Source organism: Halorubrum sp. 2020YC2, assembly GCF_018623055.1.
Classification (GTDB): domain Archaea; phylum Halobacteriota; class Halobacteria; order Halobacteriales; family Haloferacaceae; genus Halorubrum.
In genome coordinates this window covers 2,685,533-2,699,002 of sequence record NZ_CP076019.1, presented here as the reverse complement: position 1 = coordinate 2,699,002, position 13,470 = coordinate 2,685,533, and the positions used below count along the sequence as shown (strand labels likewise).

Below are 13,470 nucleotides of genomic sequence, written 5' to 3'. Positions count from 1 at the left end.
TAAGAGTACGTCATCGCGGTTGGTCGCGGCCGTGCCTGTTCGCTCTCGCACCGCCCCGTTCCGACGATTTAAATCGCGTGGGGGCCCACGCTCCGGTAATGGAACCGAGTTCGCTCTCCGGGCTCCCCGCGGGCGTCGGCGAGGCGCTCGAAGCGGAGGGCGTCGCGGAGCTGTACCCGCCCCAGCAGGCGGCCGTCGAGGCGGGCGTCACCGACGGCGAGAGCCTCGTCGCGGCGGTCCCGACCGCGTCGGGGAAGACCCTGATCGCCGAGCTGGCGATGCTGTCGTCCGTCGAGCGCGGCGGGAAGGCCCTCTACATCGTCCCGCTGCGCGCGCTCGCCAGCGAGAAGAAGGCCGAGTTCGAGCGCTGGGAGGAGTTCGGCGTCACGGTCGGCGTCTCCACGGGCAACTACGACTCCGACGGCGAGTGGCTCGCGAGCCGGGACATCATCGTCGCCACCTCGGAGAAGGTGGACTCGCTCATCCGCAACGGCGCGCCGTGGATCGACGACCTCACCTGCGTCGTCAGCGACGAGGTCCACCTCGTCGACGACTCGCACCGCGGCCCCACCCTCGAAGTGACCCTCGCGAAGCTCCGCAAGGTGAACCCCGGCCTCCAGACGGTCGCGCTCTCCGCGACCGTCGGCAACGCGGACGTCATCGCCGACTGGCTCGACGCCGAGCTCGTCGAGTCCGACTGGCGCCCCATCGAGCTCCGAACTGGCGTCCACTTCGGCAACGCGGTCAACTTCGACGACGGGAGCCAGCGCGAGGTGCCCGTCGAGCGCGGCGAGGACCAGACCGCGAGGCTCGTCGCGGACGCCTTAGACACCGAGGAAGACGGGCAGGGCGGCTCCTCGCTCGTCTTCGTCAACTCCCGGCGTAACGCGGAGTCGTCGGCCCGCAAGCTGGGCGAGGTCACCGCGCCGCGGCTCACCGGCGAGGAGCGGGACCGCCTGCGCGAGCTGGCCGAAGAGATCCGCGGCGTCTCCGACACCGACACCTCCGAGGACCTCGCGGACGCGGTCGAGCAGGGGTCGGCGTTCCACCACGCCGGCCTCGCGAGCGAGCACCGGAGCCTGATCGAGGACGCCTTCCGCGACCGCCTGATCAAGTGCGTCTCCGCGACGCCGACGCTCGCCGCCGGCGTCAACACCCCAGCCCGCCGGGTGATCGTGCGCGACTGGCGCCGCTACGACGGGGAGTTCGGCGGGATGCAGCCCCTCGACGTCCTCGAAGTCCACCAGATGTGCGGCCGCGCGGGCCGCCCGGGGCTCGACCCCTACGGTGAGGCGGTGCTACTCGCGAACGACGCGGACACCCGCGAGGAGCTGTTCGACCGCTACGTCTGGGCCGAGGCGGAGCCGGTCCGCTCGAAGCTGGCGGCCGAGCCCGCGCTCCGGACCCACGTCCTCGCGACGGTCGCGTCCGGCTTCGCCGCCACCCGCGAGGGGCTGCTCTCCTTCCTCGATAACACCCTCTACGCGGCCCAGACCGACGACGAGGGGCGCCTCGCTGCGGTCACCGACACGGTCCTCGACTACCTGACGGTCAACGGCTTCGTCGAGCGCGACCGCGACGGCGGAAGCGAGGGCATCGCGGCGACCGGGATCGGCCACACCGTCTCGCGGCTCTACCTCGACCCGATGAGCGCGGCCGAGATACTCGACGGACTCCGGACCGTGGCGGACGGTGACGTCGAGAGCGACGCCGGCGACTTCGTCCCCGCCGACGGCGCCGCCCCGGAGCCCGACGCCGACGCAGACGACTCCGGATTCACGACGTACACGCGGGCGGACGAGGAAGGGAGCGACTCCGTCGACGAGGCGGACGAGGCCACCGAACCCGAGTCCGCTTCGGTCACCCCCCTCGGCCTCTACCACCTCGTCAGCCGGACCCCGGACACCTACGAGCTGTACCTCAAGTCCGGCGACCGCGAGGAGTACACCGAGGTCTGCTACGAGCGCGAGACGGAGCTTCTGGGCGACGTGCCCTCGGAGTACGAGGACGTACGCTTCGAGGACTGGCTCGCCGCGCTGAAGACCGCCCGGCTCCTCGAAGACTGGGCGAACGAGGTTGACGAGGACCGGATCGCGGAGCGGTACGGCGTCGGCCCGGGCGACATCCGCGGGAAGGTCGACACCGCCGAGTGGCTCCTCCGCGCGGCGGAGACGCTCGCGCGCGACGTGGAGGGCATCGACGGCGACGCCGTCGTTCAGGTCCGCGAGGCCCGCAAGCGGCTGGAGTACGGGGTCCGCGAGGAGCTGCTCGACCTCGCCGGCGTCCACAACGTCGGCCGCAAGCGCGCCCGCCGCCTCTACGAGGCCGGCATCGAGAGCCGCGCCGACCTCCGGGAGGCCGACAAGGCGGTCGTCCTCGGCGCGCTCCGCGGCCGCGAGCGCACCGCCGAGCGGATCCTGGAGAACGCCGGCCGCGAGGACCCGTCGCTCGACGGCGTCGACCCCGACAGTTCGGCCTCCGCGGCGGCCACCGCGGGCGCTGACGCCGACGGCGACGGCGACGGGCAGGCGAGCCTGGGTGACTTCGGATGACCGCCCCCGCGGTCGACCCCGACGGAAATCCGGCCCCGGACCCCGCGGTCCGCCTCGTCCGCGGGACGTTCGCGATCGACGACCTCGACGCGTTCCTCGCGGCCCTCGACGAAATCGCCGCGGAGACCGGCGCGGTCGTTCAGGCGTTCGACGCCGACCTCGTCGTCTCCGCGACGCAACTCCGCGAGGCCGCGCGGCTCGCGGCGCGGTCGATCGCCCGCGGCGAGGCGGTCGCGCGCGACCCCGGCGTCGAGGTCATGCTGTACGCGGCCGGACGCCGACAGATCGACCGCGCCCTCGAACTCGGCGTCTCGGATGGCGAACGCCCGGCGGTCGTCCTCCTCGCGGACTTCGGCGGCGTCTCCGGTGCGGACCGCCCCGACGGAGACCTCGCGGCCGCGACCGAGGCGGTCCGCGCGCTCGCCGTCCGTCCGCCGGAGGAATCCGACGGCGACGCGGTCGGCGCCGGATTCGACGAACCCCGCGTCCGCGAGTTCTACGGGATCACCGACCGCGAACTCGCCGTGACGAACGGGGACCTCGCCGATCTGGTCCGCGAGCGCGTCGCGCTGCTGGACGTCGAGAAGTGACGTACCCCTTTGTTTCGTCTGGAAACCGCAAGACGGAGGCGCCGCTCGGTTCCAGTCGAAACGAGGTGTGGCAGAAGTAGTCCATCCTGGATTCGAACCAGGGTCGTTGCCCCCAGAAGGCAACAGGATTGGCCACTACCCCAATGGACTGCGTACTCACCGATAGCCCGCACGTGTTTGTAAGCGTTGCGCGTTGCCGCCGCCGTGCGATCGGTTGACGAACGAGCCGCCGCCGGTGGCGCCGGCCGCCGGTGTCGCGACGAGAGACGCCCCGCCGACGGATCGCGTTCGTGCGTATATCGGTGCGTTTTAATCGGCTCAATCCGCACGAAGTTGTATGTATGTCGGACGATTCGTCGTCGTCGCGCCCGGTGTCGGCGGCTACCGCGTCTCCTCGCGCTCGTTCCCGAACCGCCGCGTCCGCGACCGCGACCGCGACGGGACGCTCACCGTCGGCCCGACGCCGGACGCCCCGGACACCGACAACCCCTACGTCTCGTACAACTGCGCGCGAGCGGTCGAGGCCCCGACCGGTGAGCCGCTGGCGGCCCTCGGCAACGGCTCGCACGTCGATCCCATCGCGGAGAAGTTAGAGCGCGGGTACCCCGCCCGCGACGCGCTCGCCGCCGCGCTGCTCGCGCTCGACTACGAGAAGGACGACTACGACACGCCCCGCGTCGCCGGCGTCGTCGGCGCCGACGCGGCGACGATCGGTACCGTCCGCCGCGACGCGCTGCTCGTCGAGGCCGTCGAGGAGCCGACGGTCGTCGCGACCTACGAGACGGACTCGCCGGAGCCGTACGACCTGACAGCGACCGACGCCGGGTCGGTCGCGACCGAACTGCTCGGCGCCGACCTCGAACACCCGGTCTGCGCCGCGGGCGCGACCGTCGACGCCGACGGCGTCGCGCTCGCGTTCGACAACGGCGGCGACTGACGGACGCCGCGGTTCCGCGGGCGACGCCCGTCGCCCCGACCCGCCTTTCCGGCTCCCGACGCCTTTTGTCGCCCCCGCCCGACCGACGCGCATGGAGCGCGTCACCGCCGCCGACTACCGCGACCTCGCGGTCCCGTCCGACCCCCGTATCTCGCCGGACGGCGACCGCGTCGCCTTCGTGCGCCGACAGCCGAACGACGACGACGGCTACGAGACGACGGTGTACCTCGTCGACGCCGCGGGCGAGGACGAGCCGCGCCGGCTCACCCTCCCCGAGGGCTCGGACGCCGAGCCGCGCTGGAGCCCCTCCGGCGACCGGATCGCCTTCACCTCCACCCGGGGCGCGGCCGACGACCGCCAGCAGCTGTGGGTCCTCCCGCTCGACGGCGGCGAGGCGCGCCGCGTCACCGACGTGGTCGGCGGCGTCTCCGCCGTCGCGTGGTCGCCCGACGGCGAGCGGATCGCGTTCGTCCAGTCGGTGACGGCCGACGACCGAGAAGCGGACCGCGACCTCGCGGTCCCGGACGACTACGAGCCGGAGGACCACCCGGACCCGCGGGTCATCGACCGGACCGTCTACCGGGCCGCCGAGCGCTACTTCGACGGCCGCCGCCCCGGCGTGTACGCCGTCGACGCGGACGCGACTGTCGGCGGCGTCACCGACCCCGACCCGGCCGAGTCCGGGGCGGTCAGGCGGGTCACCGACCGCGACGCCGACTTCGCCGCGCCCTCGTGGGGCGACGCCGACACGCTGTATTACACCGAGGCGGTCGGGGACGACCCGGACGACTCGGTCGAGATCGCCATCCACGCCCGCGACCTCGCGGCCGGCGAGGACGAGCGCGTCCACACCACGACCGGCTGGGGCGCCGACCTCGCGGCGACGCCCGACGGCCGCGTCGCGTTCACCCACGCCGAGCCGGACCAGGTGTCGATGCGGCCGACGGACCTCCGCGTCCTCGACGCCGACTCCGGGGCCGTCACCGACCTCACCGGCGACCTCGACCGCGGCCTCGGCCGGGGGACGACCCCGCAGTGGGGACCGGCCGACGAGACGCTGTACTTCGCGACGCCCGACGAGGGGAAGACGGCGCTGTGGCACGTCCCCGCCGACGGGAGCGCCGACCCCGAGCGCCTGCTTCGGCCGGGCACCGTCTCGGGCGCGACCGTCGGCGGCGAGGCGGACGCCGGACCCGAGTCGGTGACGGTCGCGTACGCCGCCAGCGAGTGGGACCACCCGGGCGACGCGTTCGCCTACGACGCCGCGGCCGACGAGACGGCGCGCCTGACGGAGCTGAACGCCGACTACCTCGACGAGCGGGCGATCGGGGAGCCGGAGGCGCTCCGCTTCGAGTCCGACGGCGTCGAGATTCAGGGGTGGCTGCTGACGCCGCCGGAATCGGCTACCGACGCCGACGAGCCGTACCCGCTCGCGGTCGAGATCCACGGCGGCCCGCACGCGATGTGGTCGACGGCCGGGACGATGTGGCACGAGTTCCAGACGCTCGCCGCGCGCGGCTACGCCGTCTTCTGGTCGAACCCCCGCGGCTCCACCGGCTACGGCGAGGAGTTCATGCAGGCCATCGAGCGCGACTGGGGCGCGGTCACCACCCGCGACGTGATGGCCGGCGTCGAGACGGTCGCCGACCGTCCGGAGGTAGACGCGTCGAACGCGTTCGTCACCGGCGGCTCCTTCGGCGGGTTCATGACCGCGTGGATCGTCGGCCAGACGGACTACTTCCGCGGGGCTGTCTCCCAGCGCGGCGTCTACGACCTCACCGGCTTCTACGGCTCGACCGACGCGGCGTACAAGCTCGTCGAGGGCGACTTCGACACGGTCCCCTCCGAGGAGCCGGAGTGGCTCTGGGAGCGGTCCCCGACCGGCCACGCCGACGCGGTCGACACGCCGACGCTCCTGATCCACTCGGAGGACGACACGCGGACCCCGATCTGTACGGCGGAGCTGTACCACCGGATCCTCCGCAAGAACGGCGTCGACACGCGGTTCGTCAGGTACCCCCGCGAGGGCCACGAGCTCTCTCGGTCCGGCGAGCCGGCGCACGTCGTCGACCGCATCGAGCGGATCGCCCGCTGGTTCGACGGCTACTCCGAGCACCACGACGCCGAGCGCGCGCTCGACCGCCCCGGGGACGACGGGCTGACCGCGGGCGCGGAGTCGGACGCGGACGCGGGGGACGAGGCGGAGAAATAGGCGTCCGTCCCCCGAAACGGACTCAGGCCTCGTCCGGGTCGAAGCCGTCGATGGCGTCGTGGACGTCCGCGACCCACTCGTCGAGGGCGTCGTGGAGGCGGCGCTTGGCCTCCGGGACCGGAATCGCGGTGTACTGGTAGACGTAGCCGCCGGAGTCGAGCAGCCGCCGGCGGCGCTCGACGAGTCCCTTCTCCCGTAACGTCGACAGCGACCGGTTCACGTTCGACCGGTCCCGGTCGAGCGCGTCGGCCAGCTCCGCGACGGTGCTGCCCGGGTGCTCCAACAGCGCGAGGTACGCGCGGCTCTCGTGGTCGCGCACGCCGAAGACGCAGGAGAGGACGTGTTCGAACGAGGGAGACCGGTCGCCGACGAGGTCCTCGATTTCGGGGTCGCTCATGCCGGTCGGTTCGCCCGCGGCGAGGTTAAATGTCGGTTTCCGTCCGCCGGGCGCGTCACTCCTCGGCGGCGTACCCCATCTGGTCGATACAGCCGCGCATCCCCGACTCGTCTCCGTGCCGATGGAGGTTCGTCGGCGTGTCGCAGTGGTACGTCTCCCCGTCGTAGCGCAGGGCGACCTCGTGGTTGGCGCCCGCGACCTCGACGTCGACGAGGATCCGCCGCCCGTCGTTGAGCGCGTCGATGAGTTCGTCGACGGACAGCTCGCCCGCCTCGACTCGGAGTACCTCGCTCATGGGTTCGGTTCGGTGGCCGACGAGTTAAAAGCGACCGGTACGGCGCGCCCGCGGCCCCCGGGCCCGCCGTCCCGCGTTACGTCGTCGTCGAGTCCGGGCCGCCCTCCTCGGCCGGCGGCTCGACGCCCTCGGCGGCCGCGACGTCCTCGGTCCGCTTCTCGGCCTCGACGTGCCAGCGGTCGATTTCGGACTCGTACTCCCCGAGCACGTCCGACACCTCCCCCTTCAGCTCGTCGTCGTTGACGTTCACCTCGAAGACGAACGTCTCGCCGTCCTCGGCGCGGGCGACCTCCTGAATGTTGGCGCTGACGAGCTCGTTGTCGAAGTAGTACGGCGCCATCTGGGTCATCACGTTCCGGTAGACGGCGTCTTCCACCTTCCGGAGCGCCTTCCGGCTGGCCGAGTCGGCCGCGCGGGCGACGTGTTCTATCGACTCGCCCCAGCTCTCGCGGGCGCTCTCGGTGTCGTTCTCCTCGACCTTCTCGTAGGACTCCGTGAGCTTCTCGCCGGCTGTCTGGAGGTCGTCGCCCGGCGACTGCCCGGCGCGCTCGCCTTTCCCCTCGTCGACGGAGGCCTGCGCCGCGGTCTTCTCCGAGACGTCCTCGTCGATGCGCTCGTGGGTCTTGGGACGCCACTCGTCGAACTCGTAGTAGGCGTCGCCGTCGATGCCGACCTCCCGGAGCGCGAGGGCGATCCGCTCGCCGTGTTCGACGACGTCGCCCCAGTCGCCGCGCACTTTGAAGCCGGAGATGCTCTCTTCCATCGGTTGCCCCCGTTACGGAGCGGACGCGTATAAGTTTCCCCGCACCGACGCGACCCGCACCGCGCGGCTCGGCCGCCGAGACCGCGGTCGACGGCTACTCCCCGTACGCGATTCGGCGCGCGACCGCGTCGAGACGCTCCTTGAGGTCGCCGAGGTATCCCGCGGGTGAGACCCGCCGGACCGCCGACTCGTCGACCTCGATCCGCTCGCCCGCGAACGGGTCGCGCTCGGCCCGCTTCGCCGGCGACTGGTCTCTCGCCACCGCGCCGACGACGGTCGACATCGAGCAGCGCCCGCACGCCTCCGCCTCGACCGCGCCGTCGCCCCCGTCCGACCGGTCCGGTTCGTCTGTCATGATTTCTTATGCCCCGGTACGGGGTTCTCCTGCTTAAAACCGCTCCCGACGCCCTTTTGCTCGCTCCGTGGAATTCGTTGGCATGGGATATCGCGTCGTCGACGTCGACTCGGTCGACCCGGAGCCGGACCGACCGTCCGAGTGTCGGAAGCTGTCCGGTCCCGGCGGCCTCGACGCCGTGGCGATCAACCGGTTCAGCGCCGCGCCTGGCGAGCAGCTACCGCTCGCGTACCACTACCACGAGACCCAACAGGAGGCGTTCTACGTGCTCGACGGGACGCTCGCGGTCGAGACCCCCGAGCGCACCTACGAGGTCCCGGCGGACGACCTGTTCGTCGTGGACCCGGAGAGCCCGCAGCGAGCGTACAACCCGGCCGACGGCGACGGCCACGTGACCGTGTTGGCGATCGGCGCGCCACCGGCCGACGGCGACGCGGTCGCGTACGAGCCGTCTGAAAGCGACCCGAAATAAAAAGCTCGGACGCGAACCCACGACCGGTGGCGCTCCGACCGCGGACGGGACAACTACGCCGCGTTGCTCTCGGGCAGCCCCTCTTGATCTTCGGCCGTCTCGTCGCCCTCACCCAGCTCCGGTTGCCCGCTGTCGTCGGGACTGGGACTGTGGATCTCGCTGTCGAGTGATCCCCAGACTAAGTACAGCATCGCGGCGACCATCAGCACCGTCACCGCGATGCTGACCAGCGACACGGCGGAGGCGGACAGTACCATGTCGCGAGTTCGACGACCACAGCGTATCAACGTATCGGCTCGGATCGGCCCCGACCGGTCTCGCCGCGCGTCCCGTCTCCCCGTCTCGACCCCCGACCGGCGTCGTGCCCCTCGCCGGCGCTCTCCGCTTCGCGCACCGACGGGAGAGCGGCCGATTCGCCACGTTTTAAGACCGTTCCGGGCGGGATTCCGGACAATGACGATCGAAGACCGCGACGACGCGTACCTCATCACCCACGCGCTGGCGACGGACACCCTCTCGCGGCTGCGCGACGTCGAGACCGAGCAGGTCGCGTTCCGCAAGGGGCTGGTGAAGCTCGGCCGGATCTGCGGCTACGAGATCATCGACGGCGCGATGGAGACCGAGTACGTCCCCGTCGAGACCCCTCTCGCGGAGACCACCGGCGAGCGCGTGAAGGGGCTCGACGACGTGGTGATCATCAACGTCCTCCGGGCCGCGACGCCGTTCGTCGAGGGGCTCCTGAAGGCGTTCCCCCGCGCGAAACAGGGAGTCATCTCCGCCGGCCGCGACGAGGCGGCCGGGATGACCGACGACGGCGAGTTCCCGATCACCATCGACTACGTGAAGCTCCCGGAGATCCGGCCCGAGGACACCGTGATCGTCGCGGACCCGATGCTCGCCACCGGCTCGACGATGTGCGCCGTCCTCGACCACGTCCTCGACGAGGCCGACGACCTCGAGGACCTGTTCGTCCTCTCGGCGGTCTCCGCGCCCGAGGGGCTCGTGCGCGTGAGCGAGTCGGTCCCCGACGCCGACCTGCTGACGGTCGCCATCGACGACCGCCTCGACGGGGACGGGTTCATCGTTCCCGGGCTGGGAGACGCCGGCGACCGGGCGTTCCGGACGGTGTGAGCGTGTCCGCGGCCCGCGCCGCCGCCTTCGGGTCCGCCGACGTACTTTTAAGAGCCGCGGCCGCGACCGAGACCACATGAGCGACGCGCCGACGACCGAGCCCTGCGACGCCTGCGGCGACCCGACGACGGACGCGCTCTCGCGCACCGTCCGGCTGAGCGTCGACCGGGCGAACATCGACACGCAGCGGCTCTGTCCCGACTGCTTTGCCGACTGGATCCAGCGCTATCAGGACCGGCTCGGCTCCGGCGGCGACGAGGGCTCCGAGGGCTCCGAGATCATCGTCGACTGAGGCCGCGGAGGGCGGCCGTCGCGGATTCGGTCGGCAACGCCCGAACACCTTCGCTTCGGCCGGCAACGTCCGTTCCGACCGCCCGTCTTAAGCCGTACCGGGACGGACCGCAACGTAATGGATCTCGCCATCGACGCCCCGACCCCGGCGGCGCCCGACTGCGCCGCCGACGGGACGTGGCTCGCGTGCATCGCGTGCGACGAGACGTTCGCCCCCTTCGAGGAGGTCCGGTACACCTGCGACGACTGCGGCGGCCTGCTCGAAGTGCGCTACGACGACCCGCCGACGTTCGACGAGTTCGGGTCGGGCGCGCCCTCCGAGGGCCCCGACCGCGGCGTCTGGCGCTACCGCGAGGCGCTCCCGTTCGACCTCGGGGTCACGCTCCCCGAGGGCGACACCCCGCTCCACCGCGTCCCCCGGATCGAGGAGGCGGTCGGCGTCGACGCCCTCCGGGTCAAACACGAGGGGATGAACCCCACCGGCTCGTTCAAGGACCGCGGGATGACCGTCGGCGTCCGGGTCGCGAAGGAGCTCGGGGTCGGCGCGCTCGCGTGCGCCTCGACGGGCAACACCTCGGCCGCGCTCGCGGCCTACGGCGGGCGCGGCGACATGCGGACGCTCGTGCTCCTCCCCGCGGGGAAGGTCGCGGCGGGGAAGGTCGCGCAGGCGAGCCTCCACGGCGCGCGCATCCTGGAGGTCGACGGCAACTTCGACGCCTGCCTCGACATCGTGCAGGCGCTGGCCGCCCGCGGCGAGGCGTACCTGCTCAACTCCCTAAACCCGTTCCGCCTGGAGGGCCAGAAGACGATCGGCTTCGAGATCCTAGAGGAGTTCTACGCCGACTACGGGAGCTTCCCCGACCGGATCGTCCTCCCCGTCGGCAACGCCGGCAACACCTCGGCGCTGTACAAGGGGTTCCGCGAACTCGTGCAGGCGGGCGCGCTCGACGTCGACGAGGTCCCCAAACTGACCGGCGTCCAGGCGGAGGGCGCCGCCCCGATGGTCGAGGCGATAGAGGAGGGGAACGAGGAGATCCGGCGCTGGGAGGAGGTAGAGACCCGCGCGACCGCGATCCGGATCGGCAACCCCGTCAACGCGCCGAAGGCGATCCCCGGCGTCCGGAACACCGGCGGCACCGCGGTCGCCGTGAGCGACCCGGAGATCACCGCCGCGCAGCGCCACCTCGCGGCCGAGGGCGTCGGCGTCGAACCCGCGTCCGCGGCGAGCCTCGCGGGCCTGAAGAAGCTCCGCCGCGAGGGCGTCGTCGACGACGACGAGCGGGTGGTCTGCCTGACGACCGGCCACCTCCTCAAGGACCCCGACGCCGCCTACGAGGCCGGCGGCGACCCCGAACCCGTCCCGAACGACGTCGACGCGGTCCTCGACCACCTGCGCGACTGAGCGGCCGACGCGAGGGGCCGGCGCGGCCGTCCGGGCTCGCAGTTCTCCGCTCGCGCTTCGCTTCGCCCCCGTCGCCGTCTTTTAAGCACACAAACACGTACGCAACCACGAGATGCCAACCAAGACGATCGGCGTTCGCGAGGAGGCGTACGAGCGGCTCCGCGCTCGGAAGCGCGACGACGAGAGCTTCTCCGACCTCATCGACCGGCCGATCGACGAGAGCGAGGGCGATTGGCGAGAGGGGTTCGGGTCGCTGTCGGCCGAGGAGGCCGACTCGCTGCGCGAGGCCGTCGCGGCGTCCTGCGATCGGTTCGATGAGTCGGCGTGACTCGGTACCCGCTCGACACGACGTCGCTGATCGATTACCTGACGGTCGTCACCCGAAGCGTCGACGACTTCGAGCCGTTTGTCCCGGTCGCCGCGTACTGACGCGGACTACTCGTCGGCGCGGCCGTCGGCGCCGTCCAGCGTGATCTCGGTGATCTCGACGATCCGGTCGTCCGCGAGGAGGTCATCGATAGCGGCGTCGGGGACGGCCGAGTCGAGGTTGTAGACGGTGAGCGCCTCCCCGCCCTGCGTCTCGCGGCCGTTGAACATCCCGGCGATGTTCACGCCGTGGTCGCCCAGGACGGTGCCGATGAGGCCGATGACGCCCGGCTCGTCGGTGTTGCGCGCGACCAGCATGTGGCCGTACGGGACCGCGTCGACGCGGAACCCGTCGATCCGGACGATGCGGGCGTCCTCGCCGGCGAACAGGGTCCCCTCGACCGCGATCTCGTCGTCGCCGTTGCGGACGGTGACGCGCACGAGGCTCTGGAAGTCGTCGGTCTGGCGGGTCTTCGACTCCGTCACCTCGATGCCGCGCTCCTCCGCGAGCCGCGGCGCGTTCACCGAGTTCACCTGCCACTCCAGCGGCTCGAAGACGCCCTTCAGGGCGCTCGCGGTGACGAGGTCGACCTCCTCGGCGGCGATGTCGCCCTCGTAGGTCGTCTCCACCTCCGTGATCCGGCCGTCGAGCAGCTGGGCGGCGACCTTGCCGGCGGTCTCGGCCACGTCGATGTACGGCTCGATCCGCGGGAAGGCGCTCTCGTCGACGGAGGGCGCGTTGAGCGCCGTCAGGACCGGCTCGCCGTCGAACGCGGCCAGCACCGCCTCGGCGGTGTCGACCGCGACGTTCTCCTGTGCGGCCTCCGTGGAAGCGCCGAGGTGTGGCGTCAAGACGATCTCTTCGACGTCGAGCAGGGGGGAGTCGTCGGGGAGCGGCTCCTCCGCGAAGGAGTCGAGCGCGGCGCCCGCGAGGACGCCGTCGTCGACCGCCGCCGCGAGCGCGTCCTCGTCGACGATGCCGCCGCGGGCGCAGTTGATCAGGTAGCCGCCCTCCAGCTGGGCCAGCTCGGCCTCCCCGATCATCCCCTCCGTCTCGGGGAGGAGCGGGGTGTGGATCGTCGCGAAGTCGCCGGCCGCGAGCGCGTCGTGGAGGTCCTCGACGAGTTCGGCGCCCATCCGGTCCGCGCGCTCCTCGGAGATGTACGGGTCGTAGACGACCAGATCCATCCCGAGCGAGTCGAGGCGCTTGGCGACCTCCTGACCGACGCGGCCGAGGCCGACGATGGTGAGCGTCTTGTTGTTCACCTCGGTGCCGAGGAACTCGCCTTTCGCCCACTCGCCGCCGACGAGGCGGCCGTGCGCCTGCGGGATCGAGCGCGCGACGGCGAACGTCATCGCGACCGTGTGCTCGGCGGCGGCGCGGACGTTCCCCTCGGGCGCGTTCGCGACGATGACCCCGTGGTCGGTGGCGGCCTCGATGTCGATGTTGTCGACGCCGATGCCGGCGCGGCCGACGATGACCAGATCGCTCGCGGCCTCGAAGACGGCCTCGCTCACGTCCGTTCCGGACCGCACGATCAGCGCGTTGGCGTCGGCGACGGCGTCGAGCAGCGCGTCGCCGTCGGCTTCGTAGTCGGTGACGACCTCGTGGCCGGCGTCTCGGAGTCGGTCCAACCCCGCGTCCGCGATGGGGTCGGTCACGAGTACCTTCATGCCGAAACGCACCCGCGCAGCGGGGTTAACGCT

General features: G+C 71.8%; 14 protein-coding genes, 1 tRNA gene and 1 pseudogene. 9 read left to right on the top strand and 7 right to left on the bottom strand.

Features of this window, described 5'->3' with window-relative positions:
• The first annotated feature begins 98 nt into the window (after positions 1–98).
• Together KI388_RS13485 and cgi121 are read left to right on the top strand one after the other, a co-directional pair.
• Positions 99–2,552, top strand: coding sequence for an ATP-dependent DNA helicase (locus tag KI388_RS13485; RefSeq protein WP_215087109.1), 2,454 nt, complete (start codon positions 99–101; stop codon positions 2,550–2,552).
• Positions 2,549–3,142: a KEOPS complex subunit Cgi121 gene (cgi121, locus tag KI388_RS13480; RefSeq protein WP_215087108.1), complete on the top strand. Its 594-nt coding sequence runs from the start codon at positions 2,549–2,551 to the stop codon at positions 3,140–3,142. The genes KI388_RS13485 and cgi121 overlap by 4 nt, the downstream gene beginning before the upstream one ends.
• Positions 3,143–3,219: 77 nt before the next feature.
• Here cgi121 and KI388_RS13475 read toward each other — a convergent pair.
• Positions 3,220–3,292, bottom strand: a tRNA-Gln gene (locus tag KI388_RS13475).
• 187 nt (positions 3,293–3,479) lie between these two features.
• Between KI388_RS13475 and KI388_RS13470 the strand changes: the two genes are divergently transcribed.
• Positions 3,480–4,079: an IMP cyclohydrolase gene (locus KI388_RS13470; protein ID WP_215087107.1), complete on the top strand. Its 600-nt coding sequence runs from the start codon at positions 3,480–3,482 to the stop codon at positions 4,077–4,079.
• Positions 4,080–4,170: 91 nt separating this feature from the next.
• A complete protein-coding gene (locus KI388_RS13465; protein WP_215087106.1) occupies positions 4,171–6,291 on the top strand; it encodes a S9 family peptidase in 2,121 nt (706 codons plus the stop codon).
• 22 nt (positions 6,292–6,313) lie between these two features.
• Here the strand turns inward: KI388_RS13465 and KI388_RS13460 are convergent, their stop codons facing one another.
• The 4 genes from KI388_RS13460 to KI388_RS13445 all read right to left on the bottom strand — a co-directional run bounded on the left by KI388_RS13460 (position 6,314) and on the right by KI388_RS13445 (position 8,101).
• Positions 6,314–6,688, bottom strand: coding sequence for a helix-turn-helix domain-containing protein (locus tag KI388_RS13460; protein ID WP_215087105.1), 375 nt, complete (start codon positions 6,686–6,688; stop codon positions 6,314–6,316).
• A 55-nt stretch (positions 6,689–6,743) separates the two neighbouring features.
• Positions 6,744–6,983, bottom strand: a complete 240-nt coding sequence (locus KI388_RS13455; protein WP_215087104.1) for a hypothetical protein — start codon at positions 6,981–6,983, stop codon at positions 6,744–6,746.
• Positions 6,984–7,059: 76 nt separating this feature from the next.
• Positions 7,060–7,746, bottom strand: a complete 687-nt coding sequence (locus KI388_RS13450; RefSeq protein WP_215087103.1) for a DUF5828 family protein — start codon at positions 7,744–7,746, stop codon at positions 7,060–7,062.
• Between the two features lie 94 nt (positions 7,747–7,840).
• Complete coding sequence (locus KI388_RS13445; RefSeq protein WP_215087102.1) at positions 7,841–8,101, bottom strand: hypothetical protein; 261 nt, start codon at positions 8,099–8,101, stop codon at positions 7,841–7,843.
• Positions 8,102–8,183: 82 nt separating this feature from the next.
• On the opposite strand from KI388_RS13445, the gene KI388_RS13440 reads away from it, so the two are divergent.
• Positions 8,184–8,573, top strand: a complete 390-nt coding sequence (locus KI388_RS13440) for a cupin domain-containing protein (RefSeq protein ID WP_215087101.1) — start codon at positions 8,184–8,186, stop codon at positions 8,571–8,573.
• 53 nt (positions 8,574–8,626) lie between these two features.
• On the opposite strand, the gene KI388_RS13435 is transcribed toward KI388_RS13440, so the two are convergent.
• On the bottom strand, positions 8,627–8,830 hold the full coding sequence (locus KI388_RS13435; protein WP_215087100.1) for a hypothetical protein: 204 nt from the start codon (positions 8,828–8,830) through the stop codon (positions 8,627–8,629).
• A 196-nt stretch (positions 8,831–9,026) separates the two neighbouring features.
• Here KI388_RS13435 and upp point away from each other — a divergent pair, with 196 nt between their 5' ends.
• The 4 genes and pseudogenes from upp to KI388_RS13415 form a co-directional block, all read left to right on the top strand.
• Positions 9,027–9,704 (top strand): uracil phosphoribosyltransferase, encoded by a 678-nt coding sequence (gene upp / locus KI388_RS13430; RefSeq protein ID WP_215087099.1) that lies wholly within the window; start codon positions 9,027–9,029, stop codon positions 9,702–9,704.
• Between the two features lie 76 nt (positions 9,705–9,780).
• Positions 9,781–9,996: a hypothetical protein gene (locus tag KI388_RS13425; RefSeq protein ID WP_215087098.1), complete on the top strand. Its 216-nt coding sequence runs from the start codon at positions 9,781–9,783 to the stop codon at positions 9,994–9,996.
• A 117-nt stretch (positions 9,997–10,113) separates the two neighbouring features.
• Positions 10,114–11,397, top strand: a complete 1,284-nt coding sequence (gene thrC, locus KI388_RS13420; protein WP_215087097.1) for a threonine synthase — start codon at positions 10,114–10,116, stop codon at positions 11,395–11,397.
• A 112-nt stretch (positions 11,398–11,509) separates the two neighbouring features.
• A pseudogene (locus KI388_RS13415) lies at positions 11,510–11,722 on the top strand (antitoxin VapB family protein); the annotation flags it as partial.
• Positions 11,723–11,832: 110 nt separating this feature from the next.
• Here the strand turns inward: KI388_RS13415 and serA are convergent.
• The gene (gene serA, locus KI388_RS13410; protein ID WP_215087095.1) at positions 11,833–13,437 is read right to left on the bottom strand and encodes a phosphoglycerate dehydrogenase; all 1,605 of its coding nucleotides are present in this window, start codon (positions 13,435–13,437) and stop codon (positions 11,833–11,835) included.
• Between the last annotated feature and the right edge of the window lie 33 nt (positions 13,438–13,470).